This is a genomic window from Alishewanella jeotgali KCTC 22429, from assembly GCF_000245735.1.
Classification (GTDB): Bacteria; Pseudomonadota; Gammaproteobacteria; order Enterobacterales; family Alteromonadaceae; genus Alishewanella; species Alishewanella jeotgali.
In genome coordinates, this window is record NZ_AHTH01000048.1 from 1 (window position 1) to 12,930 (window position 12,930).

General features: G+C 51.8%; 18 protein-coding genes. 8 read left to right on the forward strand and 10 right to left on the reverse strand.

What is annotated here, in order from left to right; all coding sequences use genetic code 11:
• Window positions 1-24: 24 nt before the first annotated feature.
• On the reverse strand, window positions 25-864 hold the full coding sequence (gene queF, locus AJE_RS13930; protein WP_008951379.1) for an NADPH-dependent 7-cyano-7-deazaguanine reductase QueF: 840 nt from the start codon (window positions 862-864) through the stop codon (window positions 25-27).
• Between the two features lie 88 nt (window positions 865-952).
• On the opposite strand from queF, the gene syd reads away from it, so the two are divergent.
• Entirely contained in the window at window positions 953-1,510 is a 558-nt protein-coding gene (gene syd, locus AJE_RS13935) for a SecY-interacting protein (protein WP_008951380.1), read from the forward strand.
• Here the strand turns inward: syd and AJE_RS13940 are convergent.
• Both AJE_RS13940 and AJE_RS13945 read right to left on the reverse strand, forming a co-directional pair.
• A complete protein-coding gene (locus tag AJE_RS13940; RefSeq protein WP_008951381.1) occupies window positions 1,489-2,271 on the reverse strand; it encodes a DUF2310 family Zn-ribbon-containing protein in 783 nt (260 codons plus the stop codon). The two genes, syd and AJE_RS13940, sit on opposite strands and share 22 nt — an antisense overlap.
• Complete coding sequence (locus tag AJE_RS13945) at window positions 2,258-2,566, reverse strand: hypothetical protein (protein ID WP_237709367.1); 309 nt, start codon at window positions 2,564-2,566, stop codon at window positions 2,258-2,260. The genes AJE_RS13940 and AJE_RS13945 overlap by 14 nt, the downstream gene beginning before the upstream one ends.
• Before the next feature lie 164 nt (window positions 2,567-2,730).
• On the opposite strand from AJE_RS13945, the gene AJE_RS13950 reads away from it, so the two are divergent.
• Window positions 2,731-3,105: a DUF3192 domain-containing protein gene (locus AJE_RS13950; protein WP_008951383.1), complete on the forward strand. Its 375-nt coding sequence runs from the start codon at window positions 2,731-2,733 to the stop codon at window positions 3,103-3,105.
• 8 nt (window positions 3,106-3,113) lie between these two features.
• Here the strand turns inward: AJE_RS13950 and AJE_RS13955 are convergent, their stop codons facing one another.
• Window positions 3,114-3,341 (reverse strand): DUF2789 domain-containing protein, encoded by a 228-nt coding sequence (locus AJE_RS13955; RefSeq protein ID WP_008607378.1) that lies wholly within the window; start codon window positions 3,339-3,341, stop codon window positions 3,114-3,116.
• A gap of 124 nt (window positions 3,342-3,465) precedes the next feature.
• Between AJE_RS13955 and AJE_RS13960 the strand changes: the two genes are divergently transcribed.
• Both AJE_RS13960 and AJE_RS13965 read left to right on the forward strand, forming a co-directional pair.
• Complete coding sequence (locus AJE_RS13960) at window positions 3,466-4,110, forward strand: GNAT family N-acetyltransferase (protein WP_008951384.1); 645 nt, start codon at window positions 3,466-3,468, stop codon at window positions 4,108-4,110.
• 10 nt (window positions 4,111-4,120) lie between these two features.
• Complete coding sequence (locus AJE_RS13965) at window positions 4,121-4,465, forward strand: Mpo1-like protein (protein WP_008951385.1); 345 nt, start codon at window positions 4,121-4,123, stop codon at window positions 4,463-4,465.
• Window positions 4,466-4,479: 14 nt separating this feature from the next.
• Here the strand turns inward: AJE_RS13965 and AJE_RS13970 are convergent, their stop codons facing one another.
• Window positions 4,480-4,782, reverse strand: coding sequence for a DUF3301 domain-containing protein (locus AJE_RS13970; protein ID WP_008607383.1), 303 nt, complete (start codon window positions 4,780-4,782; stop codon window positions 4,480-4,482).
• Window positions 4,783-4,913: 131 nt separating this feature from the next.
• On the opposite strand from AJE_RS13970, the gene AJE_RS13975 reads away from it, so the two are divergent.
• From AJE_RS13975 to AJE_RS13985, 3 genes are read left to right on the forward strand one after another with little or no spacing between them, the layout of a single operon-like run.
• On the forward strand, window positions 4,914-5,234 hold the full coding sequence (locus AJE_RS13975; RefSeq protein ID WP_008607385.1) for a YqcC family protein: 321 nt from the start codon (window positions 4,914-4,916) through the stop codon (window positions 5,232-5,234).
• A complete protein-coding gene (truC, locus tag AJE_RS13980) occupies window positions 5,216-6,016 on the forward strand; it encodes a tRNA pseudouridine(65) synthase TruC (protein WP_008951386.1) in 801 nt (266 codons plus the stop codon). The genes AJE_RS13975 and truC overlap by 19 nt, the downstream gene beginning before the upstream one ends.
• 6 nt (window positions 6,017-6,022) lie before the next feature.
• Window positions 6,023-6,463, forward strand: a complete 441-nt coding sequence (locus AJE_RS13985; RefSeq protein WP_008951387.1) for a flavodoxin domain-containing protein — start codon at window positions 6,023-6,025, stop codon at window positions 6,461-6,463.
• On the opposite strand, the gene cysZ is transcribed toward AJE_RS13985, so the two are convergent.
• From cysZ to map, 5 genes are all read right to left on the reverse strand, one after another.
• Entirely contained in the window at window positions 6,460-7,218 is a 759-nt protein-coding gene (gene cysZ, locus AJE_RS13990) for a sulfate transporter CysZ (protein ID WP_008951388.1), read from the reverse strand. The two genes, AJE_RS13985 and cysZ, sit on opposite strands and share 4 nt — an antisense overlap.
• A gap of 124 nt (window positions 7,219-7,342) precedes the next feature.
• Window positions 7,343-7,552 carry a hypothetical protein gene (locus AJE_RS13995; protein WP_008607391.1) on the reverse strand — a complete coding sequence of 70 codons (210 nt, stop codon included), beginning with the start codon at window positions 7,550-7,552 and terminating at the stop codon, window positions 7,343-7,345.
• A 5-nt stretch (window positions 7,553-7,557) separates the two neighbouring features.
• Entirely contained in the window at window positions 7,558-8,385 is an 828-nt protein-coding gene (dapD, locus tag AJE_RS14000; protein ID WP_008951389.1) for a 2,3,4,5-tetrahydropyridine-2,6-dicarboxylate N-succinyltransferase, read from the reverse strand.
• 7 nt (window positions 8,386-8,392) lie between these two features.
• Window positions 8,393-11,017 (reverse strand): [protein-PII] uridylyltransferase, encoded by a 2,625-nt coding sequence (gene glnD, locus AJE_RS14005; RefSeq protein WP_008951390.1) that lies wholly within the window; start codon window positions 11,015-11,017, stop codon window positions 8,393-8,395.
• A gap of 30 nt (window positions 11,018-11,047) precedes the next feature.
• Window positions 11,048-11,836, reverse strand: coding sequence for a type I methionyl aminopeptidase (gene map, locus AJE_RS14010; RefSeq protein WP_008951391.1), 789 nt, complete (start codon window positions 11,834-11,836; stop codon window positions 11,048-11,050).
• A 338-nt stretch (window positions 11,837-12,174) separates the two neighbouring features.
• On the opposite strand from map, the gene rpsB reads away from it, so the two are divergent.
• Window positions 12,175-12,903, forward strand: a complete 729-nt coding sequence (gene rpsB, locus AJE_RS14015) for a 30S ribosomal protein S2 (RefSeq protein ID WP_008607395.1) — start codon at window positions 12,175-12,177, stop codon at window positions 12,901-12,903.
• The last annotated feature ends 27 nt before the right edge of the window (window positions 12,904-12,930 follow it).

The following is a 12,930-nucleotide window of genomic DNA, read 5'->3' on the forward strand; positions in this document are numbered from 1 at the left end:
ATTTGCGACAGCTTGGGTTACAATTTATTGCCGGCTTAAGCGGATATTGGGCGGGCTGTAGGGCTCACTGCTGCGTAGCGGATTGATATCCAGGCCGCCGCGGCGGGTATAGCGGGCATACACCGCCAGAAAATCTGGTTTCGCCAGCTGCCAGATATCGTTATAAATGCGCTCGACACATTGTTCATGAAATTCGTTATGGCTGCGAAAGCTAATCAGATACTTCAGCAGTGCTTCGTGTGACAAGGCGGCACCACGGTAGTGAATAAAGACACTGGCCCAGTCTGGCTGAGAGGTGATTAAGCAGTTCGATTTTAGTAAATGTGAGTGCAGTTTTTCCTCAACCTGACCCCGGGCGGGATCCAGCGCGAGCAACGCGGGTTGGTATTGATACTGATCGACGCTGATGTCCAGCTCATCCAGACAGACGCCCGGGATCCAGGTGGGCTGGAACGTCATAATCTCACTGACATTATGCAGGCTGACCTTGACCGTTTTGCCGGCACAGGCCGACAGATCGCGTTGCATCGTTTGATAAACCTGACCGACATCGGCAAAGCGGCTTTGGTTAAAGCTGTTCAGGTACAGCTTGAATGACTTGGACTCAATCAGATTTGGTGAGTCGAACGGCACCACAAAGGTGGCCAGTGCCACCTGCGGTTTACCCTTGCTATTAAGCCACGACAGTTCATAACCATGCCAGATATCCTGCCCGACAAAAGGCAGTTGCTGACCAAGACCGATAGCGTCGCGGCCAAGGCTACGGGGGACGGCTTGTAACAGCGCAGCATCATACTGATCAACATACTCAGTGATTTTGCCAAGACTGAGCTCGGCCAGAACATCGGTGTGGCTTCGGGTCATTTCGGATTCTTTTTCGCTAGGTTTTTCGCTCACAGGCGTTTTTCGCTACAATGGGCTGATTTTAGCATAACCAACCCCGGGAGTAGAGGTGTCTGTCGAACAAGCTTACGCAAAATTTATCGAACAAAGTCTGGCCTGGCACAGCGCTGAAGGCATTAGCATGCAAACCTGGCGCGATCCGGCTCAGGCGTCGCCCTGTGAAGTGTCGCAGCTGAATGACGAGCAGGTAAGCTGGCAACCGGTACCGCAGCAACCGGCCGCAGATTTTAGTAATGTCGAGCTGGCACTGGAGCTGAAACTGCACCCTGATATTAAAGCCTTTTACAGTAGCTGGTTTGGTGCCAATCTGGCAGCGGAGCATGCCAAAGGTAAGCTGGCATTACTAATGCCCTGGCATGCCGCCGATATCGCCCGCTTGCAGGAAAATATTATCGGTCATATTTTGATGAAGCGCCGTTTACGCCAGCAGGAGACGGTGTTTTTTGCGGTAACCGATGATGAAAATATTATGCTGTCGGTGCTCAATAGCAGTGGCGAAGTGTTTCAGGAAAGTGTCGGCCAGGAGGTGAAGGTTAAGCTGGCCGACAATTTGGCCGCTTTTCTGGCCGAGCTAAAGCCGCTGGCTTATTCGCCGCTGTTTGACTGACATTCCCAGGCGATATTCGACAGCAACTGACAGTTGTCACAGCGAAAATCGAAGACTCCGGCTTGCGGCGCGGCTAAACGCCAGTTACCACCACAGCCGGGGCAGCATTTATCGGCTTCAGCCTGGCAATCGGCACTACTGCCGCTATAGAGAGCATACCAAATCGGCCGCTGGTTTTGTCTGGCCAATTGTGCCGCCAACTTCCGGCCCTGGCGGTTAAGTTTGCTCTGGTATTGCTGCAGACTGTTTTCAGCGGTTTTGTGCAGCACCCGATCTTGCTGCAGCTGAATTTCGTCCAGCGCCTGAAACTGCAGCTGCCAGCGGATCAGCGCTTCATAATCGGCCGCTGCAGCTTTAAGCCAAAACAAAGGCACGGGTTGCAGTGTATCGGCGCAGCGCAGTGGCGAGCAGGTATCGGCATAGGTGGTAAAGAGCACCAGCTCAGCCGGTAGTTCTGTGACAGTTTGCTGCGACATCAGATCCTGGCCCAGCAGTTGGCATTGCGGGTAACCCAGGCCAGCGGCAGCCAGTTGTTGTTCTGCGGCCTTAACCCGAGCACTGGCGTGCTGACCGCTTAGCGCATCCGCAGTTGGCAACACCAGCCGGCTGCAAAATGCTTCGCCGGTAAAGGCGGTAGGAAACTCACGCCCCAGCATCTGACCATTAAAAATCAAGGCTTCCAGATAGCGGCGAATGGCTTGCTCGGCCAGGCTGAACTCGGTATCGGCAATCAGCGTAAAGCGCAGCTCAGCCAGATACATCAGGGCGCTCCAGCAGCTGTAATAGCCGGTCGAGTTTTTGTTCTATCCGTGTCAGGCGGGCGCTTAGCGGCTCTTCTGCTACGACGGGTGTTGTCTCGCCGTCCTGTGCCTCGTCTGCCGGCGGCAAGCCGGGATTATTACGCCACTGCTGATAGGCGCTGAATAAATCCGGCCCTGCTAACTGTCCTGCCAGGCGGCCGCGTAACAATGCCAGATTGACGGTTTTACCCTCTTGTTGCAGTTGTCTGGCGGTGACTTGCACCAGTTGCAGCGCTTTGCTCATTCGTTTCGTCATTTTCGCTAAAATTTCGTTTAATTTAGCACTTTAGCCTGATGCTGAATAGCGGCGTTTTATTAAGGCTCTGTATTATATCGCTATTTTATTTTGGCCTTAGTTTTGCTTAGTTTGGCATTGTCGGTGCTAATAGCGCCAAAACAACAATAATTCAGGAGTTTTTTATGTTTTCTGCTGCCGCCGTGCAAAAATTACTTATCGTTACTGCTGCCACCCTGGCGTTATCTGGCTGTGTGGTTGCCATTGGTGATAAAACCGAAACCTCATCGGAAAGTGGCTGGCGTAAAACCCAGCAATTTAATCTGCAAACCATTAATCAACTGGCCTTGGGCGTCAGCAGTGAAGAGGTGCGCAATATGCTGGGAGCGCCGGATTTCACCGAGCTGTTTCAAAAAGATGGCCAGCAGGTGCAAGTTTTATTTTATCGCACTCATCACCGGCACAGCGATGGTAAAACCACCAAAGACGAATGCACGCCTTTGGTGTTTAAAGATAACCGTTTAACCGGTTGGGGTGATAAGGCTTATCAATATCTGTAAGTGGTCTGTTAATGCAATAAGGTATTTAGCTCATCAATAACGTCAGACCAATCAGAATCAGCGCGCCAGGCTTCGCGTAAAAAGCTGGCCTGAGCGCGGTTCCAGAACGGCGCATCGGCCAGCTCCATCCCGGCGCTAAGTTTATGCCGCCGCACAAACGCCTGGATCTGTTCCGGGCTGTTTTCTAAACCCAGCTGGGCAAACAGGGTGCTCAGAGTGTGTTTACTGGTATCCATGGTGCTCCTCCGTTTTGGCTTTCGCTTTAAAAAGTATAGCTGAGTTTGTGCTAATGAAATCGTGCTTGGCAAGCTCAGAGGCGACTGCTATTGTGAATAAAAAAACAACAATAACAGGTGAGCGATGTTAGCCCAGGTCAGTCATATCGAACCCAGTCAATTAAAGGCCGCGCTATTAGGCGGTGAAGATCTTAAACTTGCCGCCTCGGTGCTGTACCAGTCTTATCACGATGATCCGCTTTTTATGGAAATCTTTCGCGCGGCAGAGCGGGAATATGAGGCACGGCTGCGCTCGGCGATCCGGGAAGAGCTCAGCACCTTTTGGCAGGCCGGGCAGCCGATTATTGGTTTGTTTCAGGGCGAACAACTGCTGGGCGTCGCCTGTGTGGTTGGCCCTGACTCCGGTATTGGCAGCAGCCGGCTTTGGCATTGGCGGATGAAGATGTTGCTGACTGCGGGCCTACTGTCTACCCGCCAGATGCTAAATAAAGAAGAGAAAATTCATGCCGCGATGCCGGCTAAACGCTATCATATGCTGGCCTTTATTGCCGTGGTGCCAAAGTATCAGCATGCGGGTCTGGGGCATTACTTACTGGAGGCGGTTGACAGTCTGGTAGATGAAGATCCATCGTCTGCCGGCATCGGGGTTTTCGTGACCTTGCAAAAATATCAGGCGTTTTTTGCCGATGATCATTATCAACACGTCACGACACTGAGCTTTAATACCGTGCAGGGCAGTCTGATGTTCCGGTCACGGCAACAACATTAAGCGGGAGGCGATGCAGAAATTGTCAGAGCAACCATTCCAACGTTTTCAGGATTTTTACCCATTTTATCTGCGGGAGCATGCTAATCCGATCTGCCGGGCCTTGCACTATATTGGCAGTAGCCTGGTGTTACTGGTGCTGGCGTGGGTGATATTAAGCCAGCAGTGGCTCTGGCTTTGCAGCCTGCCGCTAATCGGCTATGGCTTTGCCTGGCTGGGTCATTTTGGCTTTGAACATAACCGGCCGGCTACCTTTAAGTATCCGTTTTATAGTCTGGCCGCCGATTGGGTGATGTATAAAGACTTTCTTACCGGGCAACTGGAGCGCAAACTCAAGGCCGCGCTGGCGCAGGCATAGGGTGTGGCACCGGATCAGGATGGGATCCGGTGGGGCGGCAGGTTAAAGGCTGCCAGATGCAAGCCACTTAAAACCAATTCAGCCTGATACCGGCTTTCGCCGTCAGCGCTAAAATCGACCTGATAGCAGGTGACAAAGCGCTGGCGTTGGCCGATTTTGCGAAAGCGATAGCAACTGCGACCACATTCCAGATACTGTAATTGATGCTGACGGCATAATTGGCGCGCTAACAGGATGGCGCGTTCGTCCTGTTTACGTTGCAACCAAAAGCCGTAACCGATAGTGATAACAATAAGTAAAAGTATAATACTGGTCATGAATACCTCTGTCCGGGGTAAAGCATAATGCTGGCGGTGCTGGCTTTTTACAAGGCTTTGGCTGCGACCCGGGCCGTTATTTGCTAAACTGCCAGCCCTGATTAGCCGCAGTCTGACCGCAAAAGGATGCTATGTCCCGGCAACAACTCCCGCTATTGTTACAGCAACTGGAAACTGAACTCAGAGCCGCAGCGCTATGGTCGGCCCAGCCGCCGGCGCCAGACGCGCTTACCAGTACCGCCCCTTTTTGCTGCGATACACTGCCTTTAGAGCAGTGGTTACAGTTTATCCTGATCCCAAGGCTTAATGCGTTGTTAGATGGCAAGCTGCCACTACCCACTAAGGTCGCGATCCTGCCGCTGGCAGAACTTGTTTATGCAGAGCGTGCTCAGCAGCTGGGCGTTTTACTCAGCGTAATCGGGGAGATTGATCAGTGTCTGAATCAAGCCTGAGTCCGGTGCCAGCCGCTACCGAACCGCTACTGACCATTCTGTATCAGGATCAGTACCTGGTGGCGGTGGATAAGCCCAGTGGCATGCTGGTACACCGCTCTTTTTTAGATAAACATGAAACCCGTTTTGTGCTGCAAAGCCTGCGCGATCAATTGGGCTGTCATGTGTATCCGGTGCACCGGCTGGATCGTCCCACCTCAGGTGTCTTGGTATTTGCGTTATCGCCGGAGATTGCCCGGTTACTTAGTCAACAAATTGAAGCCGGGCAATGGCGTAAAGGGTATCTGGCGATAGTACGGGGCCTGGTGAAAACGGCTGGTACGCTGGATTATCCGTTAAAAGAGCAGCTGGATGCGATTGCTGATAAAAAGGCCCGCAGTGATAAAGCGGCGCAAAGTGCAGTAACCCGCTATTTACCGCTGCAGCAGGTTGAGCTGCCGTTTGCGGTGAGTCGTTATCCTACCAGCCGCTATAGTTTAGTGGCGCTGCAGCCGTTAACCGGCCGTAAGCATCAGCTGCGCCGTCATCTGGCGCATTTGCGCCATCCGATTGTCGGCGATACCAGCCATGGCGATGGCAAACACAACGCGTTTTTCCGCCAGCAATTTGATAGTGACCGCTTACTGCTTTGCGCTGTTATGTTGCAGCTGCCGCATCCGGTCAGCGGCGTAACGCTGCAGTTACAGGCTAGTCTGGCGGAGCTGGCTGCCTTGTGCCGGCAATTTGGCTGGCCGGATAACATCGCGTATTATCAACAGGTTTTTCAGCAATTTTTGGAGTAGGGTAGCATGCAAAAAATCGCCATTATGGTCGGTAGTGTGTACGGTGGCGCCGAGTATGTGGCCGAGCAGGCCGTGGAATTATTGTCAAAAAAAGGCTATCAGGCCAGGTGGTTTCAGCCCGCAGAGCTGGATGCAGTGCAGACCTTTGCGGCCGATTGCTGGTTAGTGATTACTTCGACCACCGGTCAGGGCGATATTCCGGATAATCTGTTTCCATTTTATGCCGACTGCCGCGATCGTTTTCCATTATTAACCGGCAAGCAGTTTGCGGTAATTGGTCTGGGTGACAGCAGCTATGGTGATACCTTCTGTGCTGCTGGCCGCCAGTGGTTTGAGCTGTTGACCGAACTGCAAGGCAGCCCGAAAGCCGAGATGCTGGAAATCGACGCCGGCGAAACCCTGCAGGCGGAAGATGTCGCCTTACCCTGGTTAGCTGAGCAGTTCTAGCAATACTTATCCAGCTTACGGTAACTGCGCGCGCCCGGTGCCTGTAAGGCCGGGTCGTGTAGCTCGCTTAAGCGCTCACACCAGAGCGCGGTGGCGCCACAGACCGCAGCCGGCATCACCAGCAAATTCAGTACCGGCACCATACTACTGAGCGCAACCGCGCTGCCAAAAGACAGGCTCAGTAGGGGTTGCTGGCGCATATTTTTACGCAGCTCAATAAAGGCCACCTGATGGTTATCGTAGGGATAATCCAGATACTGCAGGCTATAAAACCAGGCACTGCAGAAAAACCACACTAGGGTACCAACCACCGGAATAAACCAGCACAGGATAAACAGGATCACCAGCCGTGGCAGCACATAGCAAAGCTTTTGCCATTCCCGGCTCAGTGTGCGGCCCGCCTGTTGCAGAAATTGTTGCCAGTTGTTGTGCAGTGGCTTGCCGGTAAGCAGGGCTTCGGTTTTTTCACTCAGCAGGCCATTAAAGGGCGCGGCGATAAAATTGGCCAGCATGGTAAAGCTATAGGCAAAACTCAGTAGCAGTGACATGATACCCAGCGGGATCAGTAAATACTCCAGCCAGTGTAGCCAGGCCGGCAGCGCACTTTGCACCGCCGTAATCAGTTGCCGCAACAATTGCCACAGCCAATAAAAGGCGATGCTAAACAGCACGATATTAATTAACAGTGGGATCAGCACAAAACGCTTTAAGCCTTTTTGCTTTAATAACAGTAAGCCTTTTAAAAAAAAGCCCATACACGGCCTCCCCTGATGTTGAAATCGGAGTATAGCCCGCAGTTCGGTCAGAGCCGAGCAGGAAAGCGTAACAAGCTATGTCAGGGGAAAGGCAGGAGCCCGAAGCAGGCTCCTGTTGATACTGCTAGCGCGGGGCAAAGGTCACTAACAACCACAGCACCGTCATACCGATGGTAAAAATCACATATTCCAGCCGCTGCTCAAAGCGCTTTTCAGGATCCTCGCTGCTCGACGGAAAAACGATTAACACAGCGCAAATCAGCGCTGCCAGTAATAACAGCAGCTGCAGCGTAAACCACAGCGCCGGGCAAAGTACTGCTAACCAATTTGCCATCTTAATTACTCTTCAATACTGCGCAGCAGGGCATTAATGCCGACTTTGGCGCGGGTTTGGGCATCGACTTTCTTCACGATAATGGCGGTATACAGGCTGTGGCTGCCATCTTTAGCTGGAATAGTACCTGGTACCACTACGGCGCCGGCAGGTACCCGGCCATAGCTGATTTCGCCTGTTTCGCGATCGTAAATCCGCGTGCTCTGGCTGATGTAGACGCCCATTGACAGCACAGCGCCTTCTTCCACAATCACGCCTTCCACCACTTCAGAGCGGGCACCGATAAAACAGTTATCTTCGATAATGGTTGGATTCGCTTGCAGCGGCTCCAATACGCCACCGATACCAACACCACCAGAGAGGTGCACATTTTTACCAATTTGTGCACAGCTACCGACGGTGGCCCAGGTGTCTACCATGGAGCCTTCGCCGACATAGGCGCCAATATTGACGTATGACGGCATTACCACCACATTTTTGCCGATATAGCTGCCGCGACGCACTGCGGCTGGCGGTACAATTCTTACGCCATCAGCGCGGAACTGCGCATCGGTGTAGCCGGCATATTTCATCGGTACTTTGTCGAAGAAGCGGTTTTCGGCACCGTCCATTACTTCGTTATCATTGATCCGGAATGACAGTAACACTGCCTTTTTCAGCCATTGATGGACCACCCACTCGCCGGCAATTTTCTCGGCGACACGGGCGCTGCCGTTGTCCAGCATGCTTAGCACCTGCTCCACCGCCTGTTTGACTTCGGCGCTGACTGTTTTCGGCGTAATGTCGGCACGCTGTTCAAATGCGGTCTCAATAAGGCTTTTTAAATCAGACATTCGTTACTTAACCTTCTGTTTGCTGTGAGAGTTGTGCAATCAGGCTACGCTTTAACTCGCTTTGTTGCTCAGGCGTTAAAGCATCATCTGCTGCGTTGGATATTAAGAAAAAGTCTTCGGCACGCTCGCCGATAGTAGTAATTTTTGCGGCATGGATATTGACCCCGCACTGTTGAAATACCTGGCCAAGATCGCAAAGCAGGCCTGGTGTATCCAGCGCGGCGATTTCCAGCATGGTGCGGTGTTTGGTATTGCCGGGTAAAAACACCACCTTGGGCGGCACGCTAAACTGACGCATCTGGCGTGATAGCCGCGGTTTTTGCCGCGACAGATCCGGCTTACCGGCAATAAACTGCTCCAGCGCCTTCTTGATACTTTGCTGGCGGCTGGGCGAGGTCACCGCTTCACCGTTTTGCTCCAGTACCACAAAGGTATCCATGGCAAAGCCATCTTTATTGGTCATAATCTGGGCGTCGTAGATATTAACCTTTTTACTGTCTAAAGCCGCCACCATCCGCGCAAACAGGCCAGCCTGGTCGCGGGTATAAACAAACACCTGGGTGCCGCCTTTAATCGGCGCTTTGCTAACCAGCACCAGGGGTTCATTGGGATCTTTGTGCCGCAGAATATGTTCGGTATGCCAGACAATTTGCTTTGGGCTGTAACGGGCAAAATAATCGGCTTTGATCCGGCTCCACAGCTGTAGGATCTCACTTTCGATAAAGCTTTGTTTTATCAGCAGTGGCAGGGCTTCGGCCTGGTTTTCACGGATCAGATCGCGCAGATCCATCGGTTTTTCCAAACCGCGGCGGAAGGCTTTCTGGGTCGCTAAAAACAGTTCGCGTAACAGTGAGCCTTTCCAGTCGTTCCACAAATTATCGTTGGTGGCGCGGATGTCAGCCAGCGTCAGGCAATACAGATAATTAAGCCGGGTTTCATCGCGCACCTTTTCGGCAAATTCGGCCACCACCTGCGGGTCATGAATATCGCGGCGCTGTGCCGTCACCGACATTAACAGATGGTTTTCGACTAACCAGGCAATCAGCTTGCTGTCAAAGTCACTGAGTTTATGCAGCTTGGCAAATTCGCGCACATCCATGGCGCCCAGTTCGGAGTGATCGCCGCCGCGGCCTTTGGCAATATCGTGGAAGATCCCGGCCAGGTACAGCAGCTCCGGTTTCTCCATTTTTTTGACAATATCGGAGCAGAGCGGAAATTCGCTGTCATGCTCTGGCAAGCTGTACTTGTACAGGTTTTTTAACAGCCGGTGCGTATGTTCATCCACGGTGTAGGCATGAAACAAGTCGAACTGCATCTGGCCTTCGATATTACGCCACTGTGGCAGATAAGCGGCCAGAATGCCGTAGCGGTGCATCAGGGTAATGGCTTTGTCCATGCCGCGCGGATGGCGCAGTAGCGCCAGAAACAACTGGCGACAGGCTTCATAATCCTGCAGGTCACCCATCAAACGCCGCCGCACCTGGCGAATGAGCCGGATCGTCGTCGAGTGCACGCCGGTAATATTGGAGTTATTGGCAATATGCCAGAATAGCCGCAGTAAATTATCACGCTTGGCAAAGACCGCATTATCACTGGCTTTAATCAGATGGCCATGTAATTCAAAGTAATCGTCCAGTTGGCTGACTTTAACTTTTTGCTGCGAATTCAGAATGCTGCCTTCAAAGTGTTGTAACAGCATTTCGTTCAGTTCGCTGACCCGCTGTACGGTGCGGAAAAACCGCTTCATCATCCGCTCGACCGAGGCCTTACCATCGGCACCAAAACCCAGCCGTTCGGCGGCAGCTGGCTGATAATCGAACAGGATCCGGTTTTCGTTACGGCCTGCTTCCAAATGCAGCGCAAAACGCATTTGCCACAGATAAGCCTCACACTCCATCAGTTCCTGATATTCATCTTCCGTCAGGTACTGATAGGCCACCAGTTCGCGCATGGTACGGGTATTAAAGTGTTTTTTGGCGACCCAACCGATGGTCTGGATATCACGCAGTCCGCCCGGGTTGGCTTTCAGATTCGGTTCCAGGTTATAGGCAGTGCCATGATACTGGGCATGGCGCTGTTGCTGTTCGTGCCGTTTCGCCTGAAAAAACGCCTGACTGGTCCAGAAACTCTCACTCATCGCAGCTTCGTGCAACTCGTTAAACAGTTGCTTATTGCCAGTGAGCAGCCGCATTTCCAGCAAATTGGTGGCAATGGTAATGTCTTCTTTGCCCAGACTCAGAGTTTCTTTTAGGGTGCGGACACTGTGGCCGACTTCCAGCCGCAGATCCCACAGCAGTGTAATAAAGCGGCCGATGGCTTCGTGCTGCGCGCTGCCGGGCCTTTTTTCGACCAGCAGTAATAAATCGATATCGGAATAGGGATGTAGTTCGCCACGGCCATAACCGCCAACGGCTAGCAGGCTGATACTTTTATCTTTTGCCAGATCGCAGTATTGCCACAGCTGCAGCAGTACCTCATCGACGAAGCGGGCGCGGGCTTTGACCAGTGCATTAATTGGCTGGCTGTGAAAGGCGCGGGCCTGAAATTCCTGAAATTCTGCGAAGTGCTTTTTATAGGCATCCAGGGAGTACCGCTCGGGCAGGGGGCGGTTAAAACTTAAGACCTGACTCAAGGGGAACTCCTTCTGCTGTGTATTGTTAGGTTACTCTGCGGTAACAATCCGGTCGATGGTGTCATCGCTGCGCAGTGTTAAAATTTCGCAACCGGTATCGGTGACCAGAATGGTATGTTCAAACTGGGCGGATAAACTGCGATCCTTGGTGACGACTGTCCAGCCATCTTTTAACAGCTTGCTGTGGCGGGCTCCGGCATTAATCATCGGTTCGATGGTTAAGCACATACCGCTTTTTAACACCTCACCGGTTCCCGGCTTACCATAGTGCAGCACCTGCGGCTCTTCATGGAACACGGCACCAATACCGTGGCCGCAATATTCGCGTACTATCGAGTAGCTATGTTTTTCGGCGTGTTGTTGGATCACATGGCCAATATCACCCAAACGGGCACCGTCTTTGACTTTTTTAATCCCAAGATACATCGCCTCCTGGGTGATGCGGATCAAGCGCTCAGCCAGAATGCTCGGTTTACCCACCACAAACATCTTAGAGGTATCACCGTGATAGCCATCTTTTATCACGGTGATATCGATATTGATAATATCGCCGTCTTTTAGCACCTTGTCGCCAGGGATACCGTGACAGATCACATGGTTTACCGAGGTACAGATGGATTTTGGAAAGCCGTGGTAGTTTAATGGTGCCGGTACAGCCTGCTGCACATTGACAATATAGTCATGGCAGATGGTATTCAGCTCGTCGGTAGTGACACCGGCTTTAACATGGGGTTCGATCATTTCCAGCACTTCGGCGGCCAAACGACCTGCAATGCGCATTTTTTCTATTTCGGCCGGAGTTTTAATCGGTGCTGTCATGCTTGTTCTCTCTAACTTATCGCGCGGATATCGCCGTGCATCTTGAAATCCATTGGCTATAAACTGCTGTTTATTTGCCCATCAGATTGTATTTAATACGGCATTATGGTATAAAGCGCGCCGCAATTTCGCAAATGGCATTGTACCCTAACTTAGCGCCGGAGTGCTGTAGCTTTACAGAATTTCTGGTTATAAGTGAGTCGTTTTTGACGTTAGCAAACTGCAAAACACTTAATTAAACAACACACATGCATCGACACGTATTCCGGGGTGCCTGGTGAAAACCGGGTCGGCATATGGGATGCATGGAGGCCTAACCCCTAAACAGGAAAATTATCATGGCAAAAGTTTCAATGCGCGACATGCTCCAGGCGGGCGTACACTTCGGTCACCAAACCCGTTACTGGAACCCAAAAATGAAGCCATTCATTTTCGGCGCCCGTAACCGTGTACATATCATCAACCTGGAACAAACTGTTCCAATGATGAATGACGCCCTGGCTTTCATTCAGCAAGTATCAGCGAAAAAGGGCAAGATCCTGTTCGTAGGTACCAAGCGCGCTGCCTCAGAAGCGATCAAAGAAGCCGCAGTTAAAGTTGACCAGTTCTACGTAAACCACCGCTGGTTAGGTGGTATGCTGACTAACTGGAAAACTGTTCGTCAGTCAATCAAGCGTTTAAAAGACCTGGAAGCACAAAGCCAGGACGGTACTTTCGACAAGCTGACCAAGAAAGAAGCTTTAGACCGTACCCGTGAGATGGACAAGCTGGAAAAGAGCTTAGGCGGTATCAAAGAGATGGGCGGCTTACCGGACGTACTGTTCGTTATCGACGCTGACCACGAGCATATCGCGATCAAAGAAGCCAACAACCTGGGTATTCCGGTAGTAGCTATTGTAGATACTAACTCAGATCCTAAAGGTGTTGACTACGTAATCCCTGGTAACGACGACGCTATCCGCGCTATCCAGTTATATCTGGGCGCTGTTGGCCAGGCGATCCAGGAAGGTCGTGACAAAACCATCGAAGTCCAGGCTGAAGCCGAAGCCTTCGTTGAAGCAGAATAATTATTCTGTCATCAGCCGGGTGTAAGC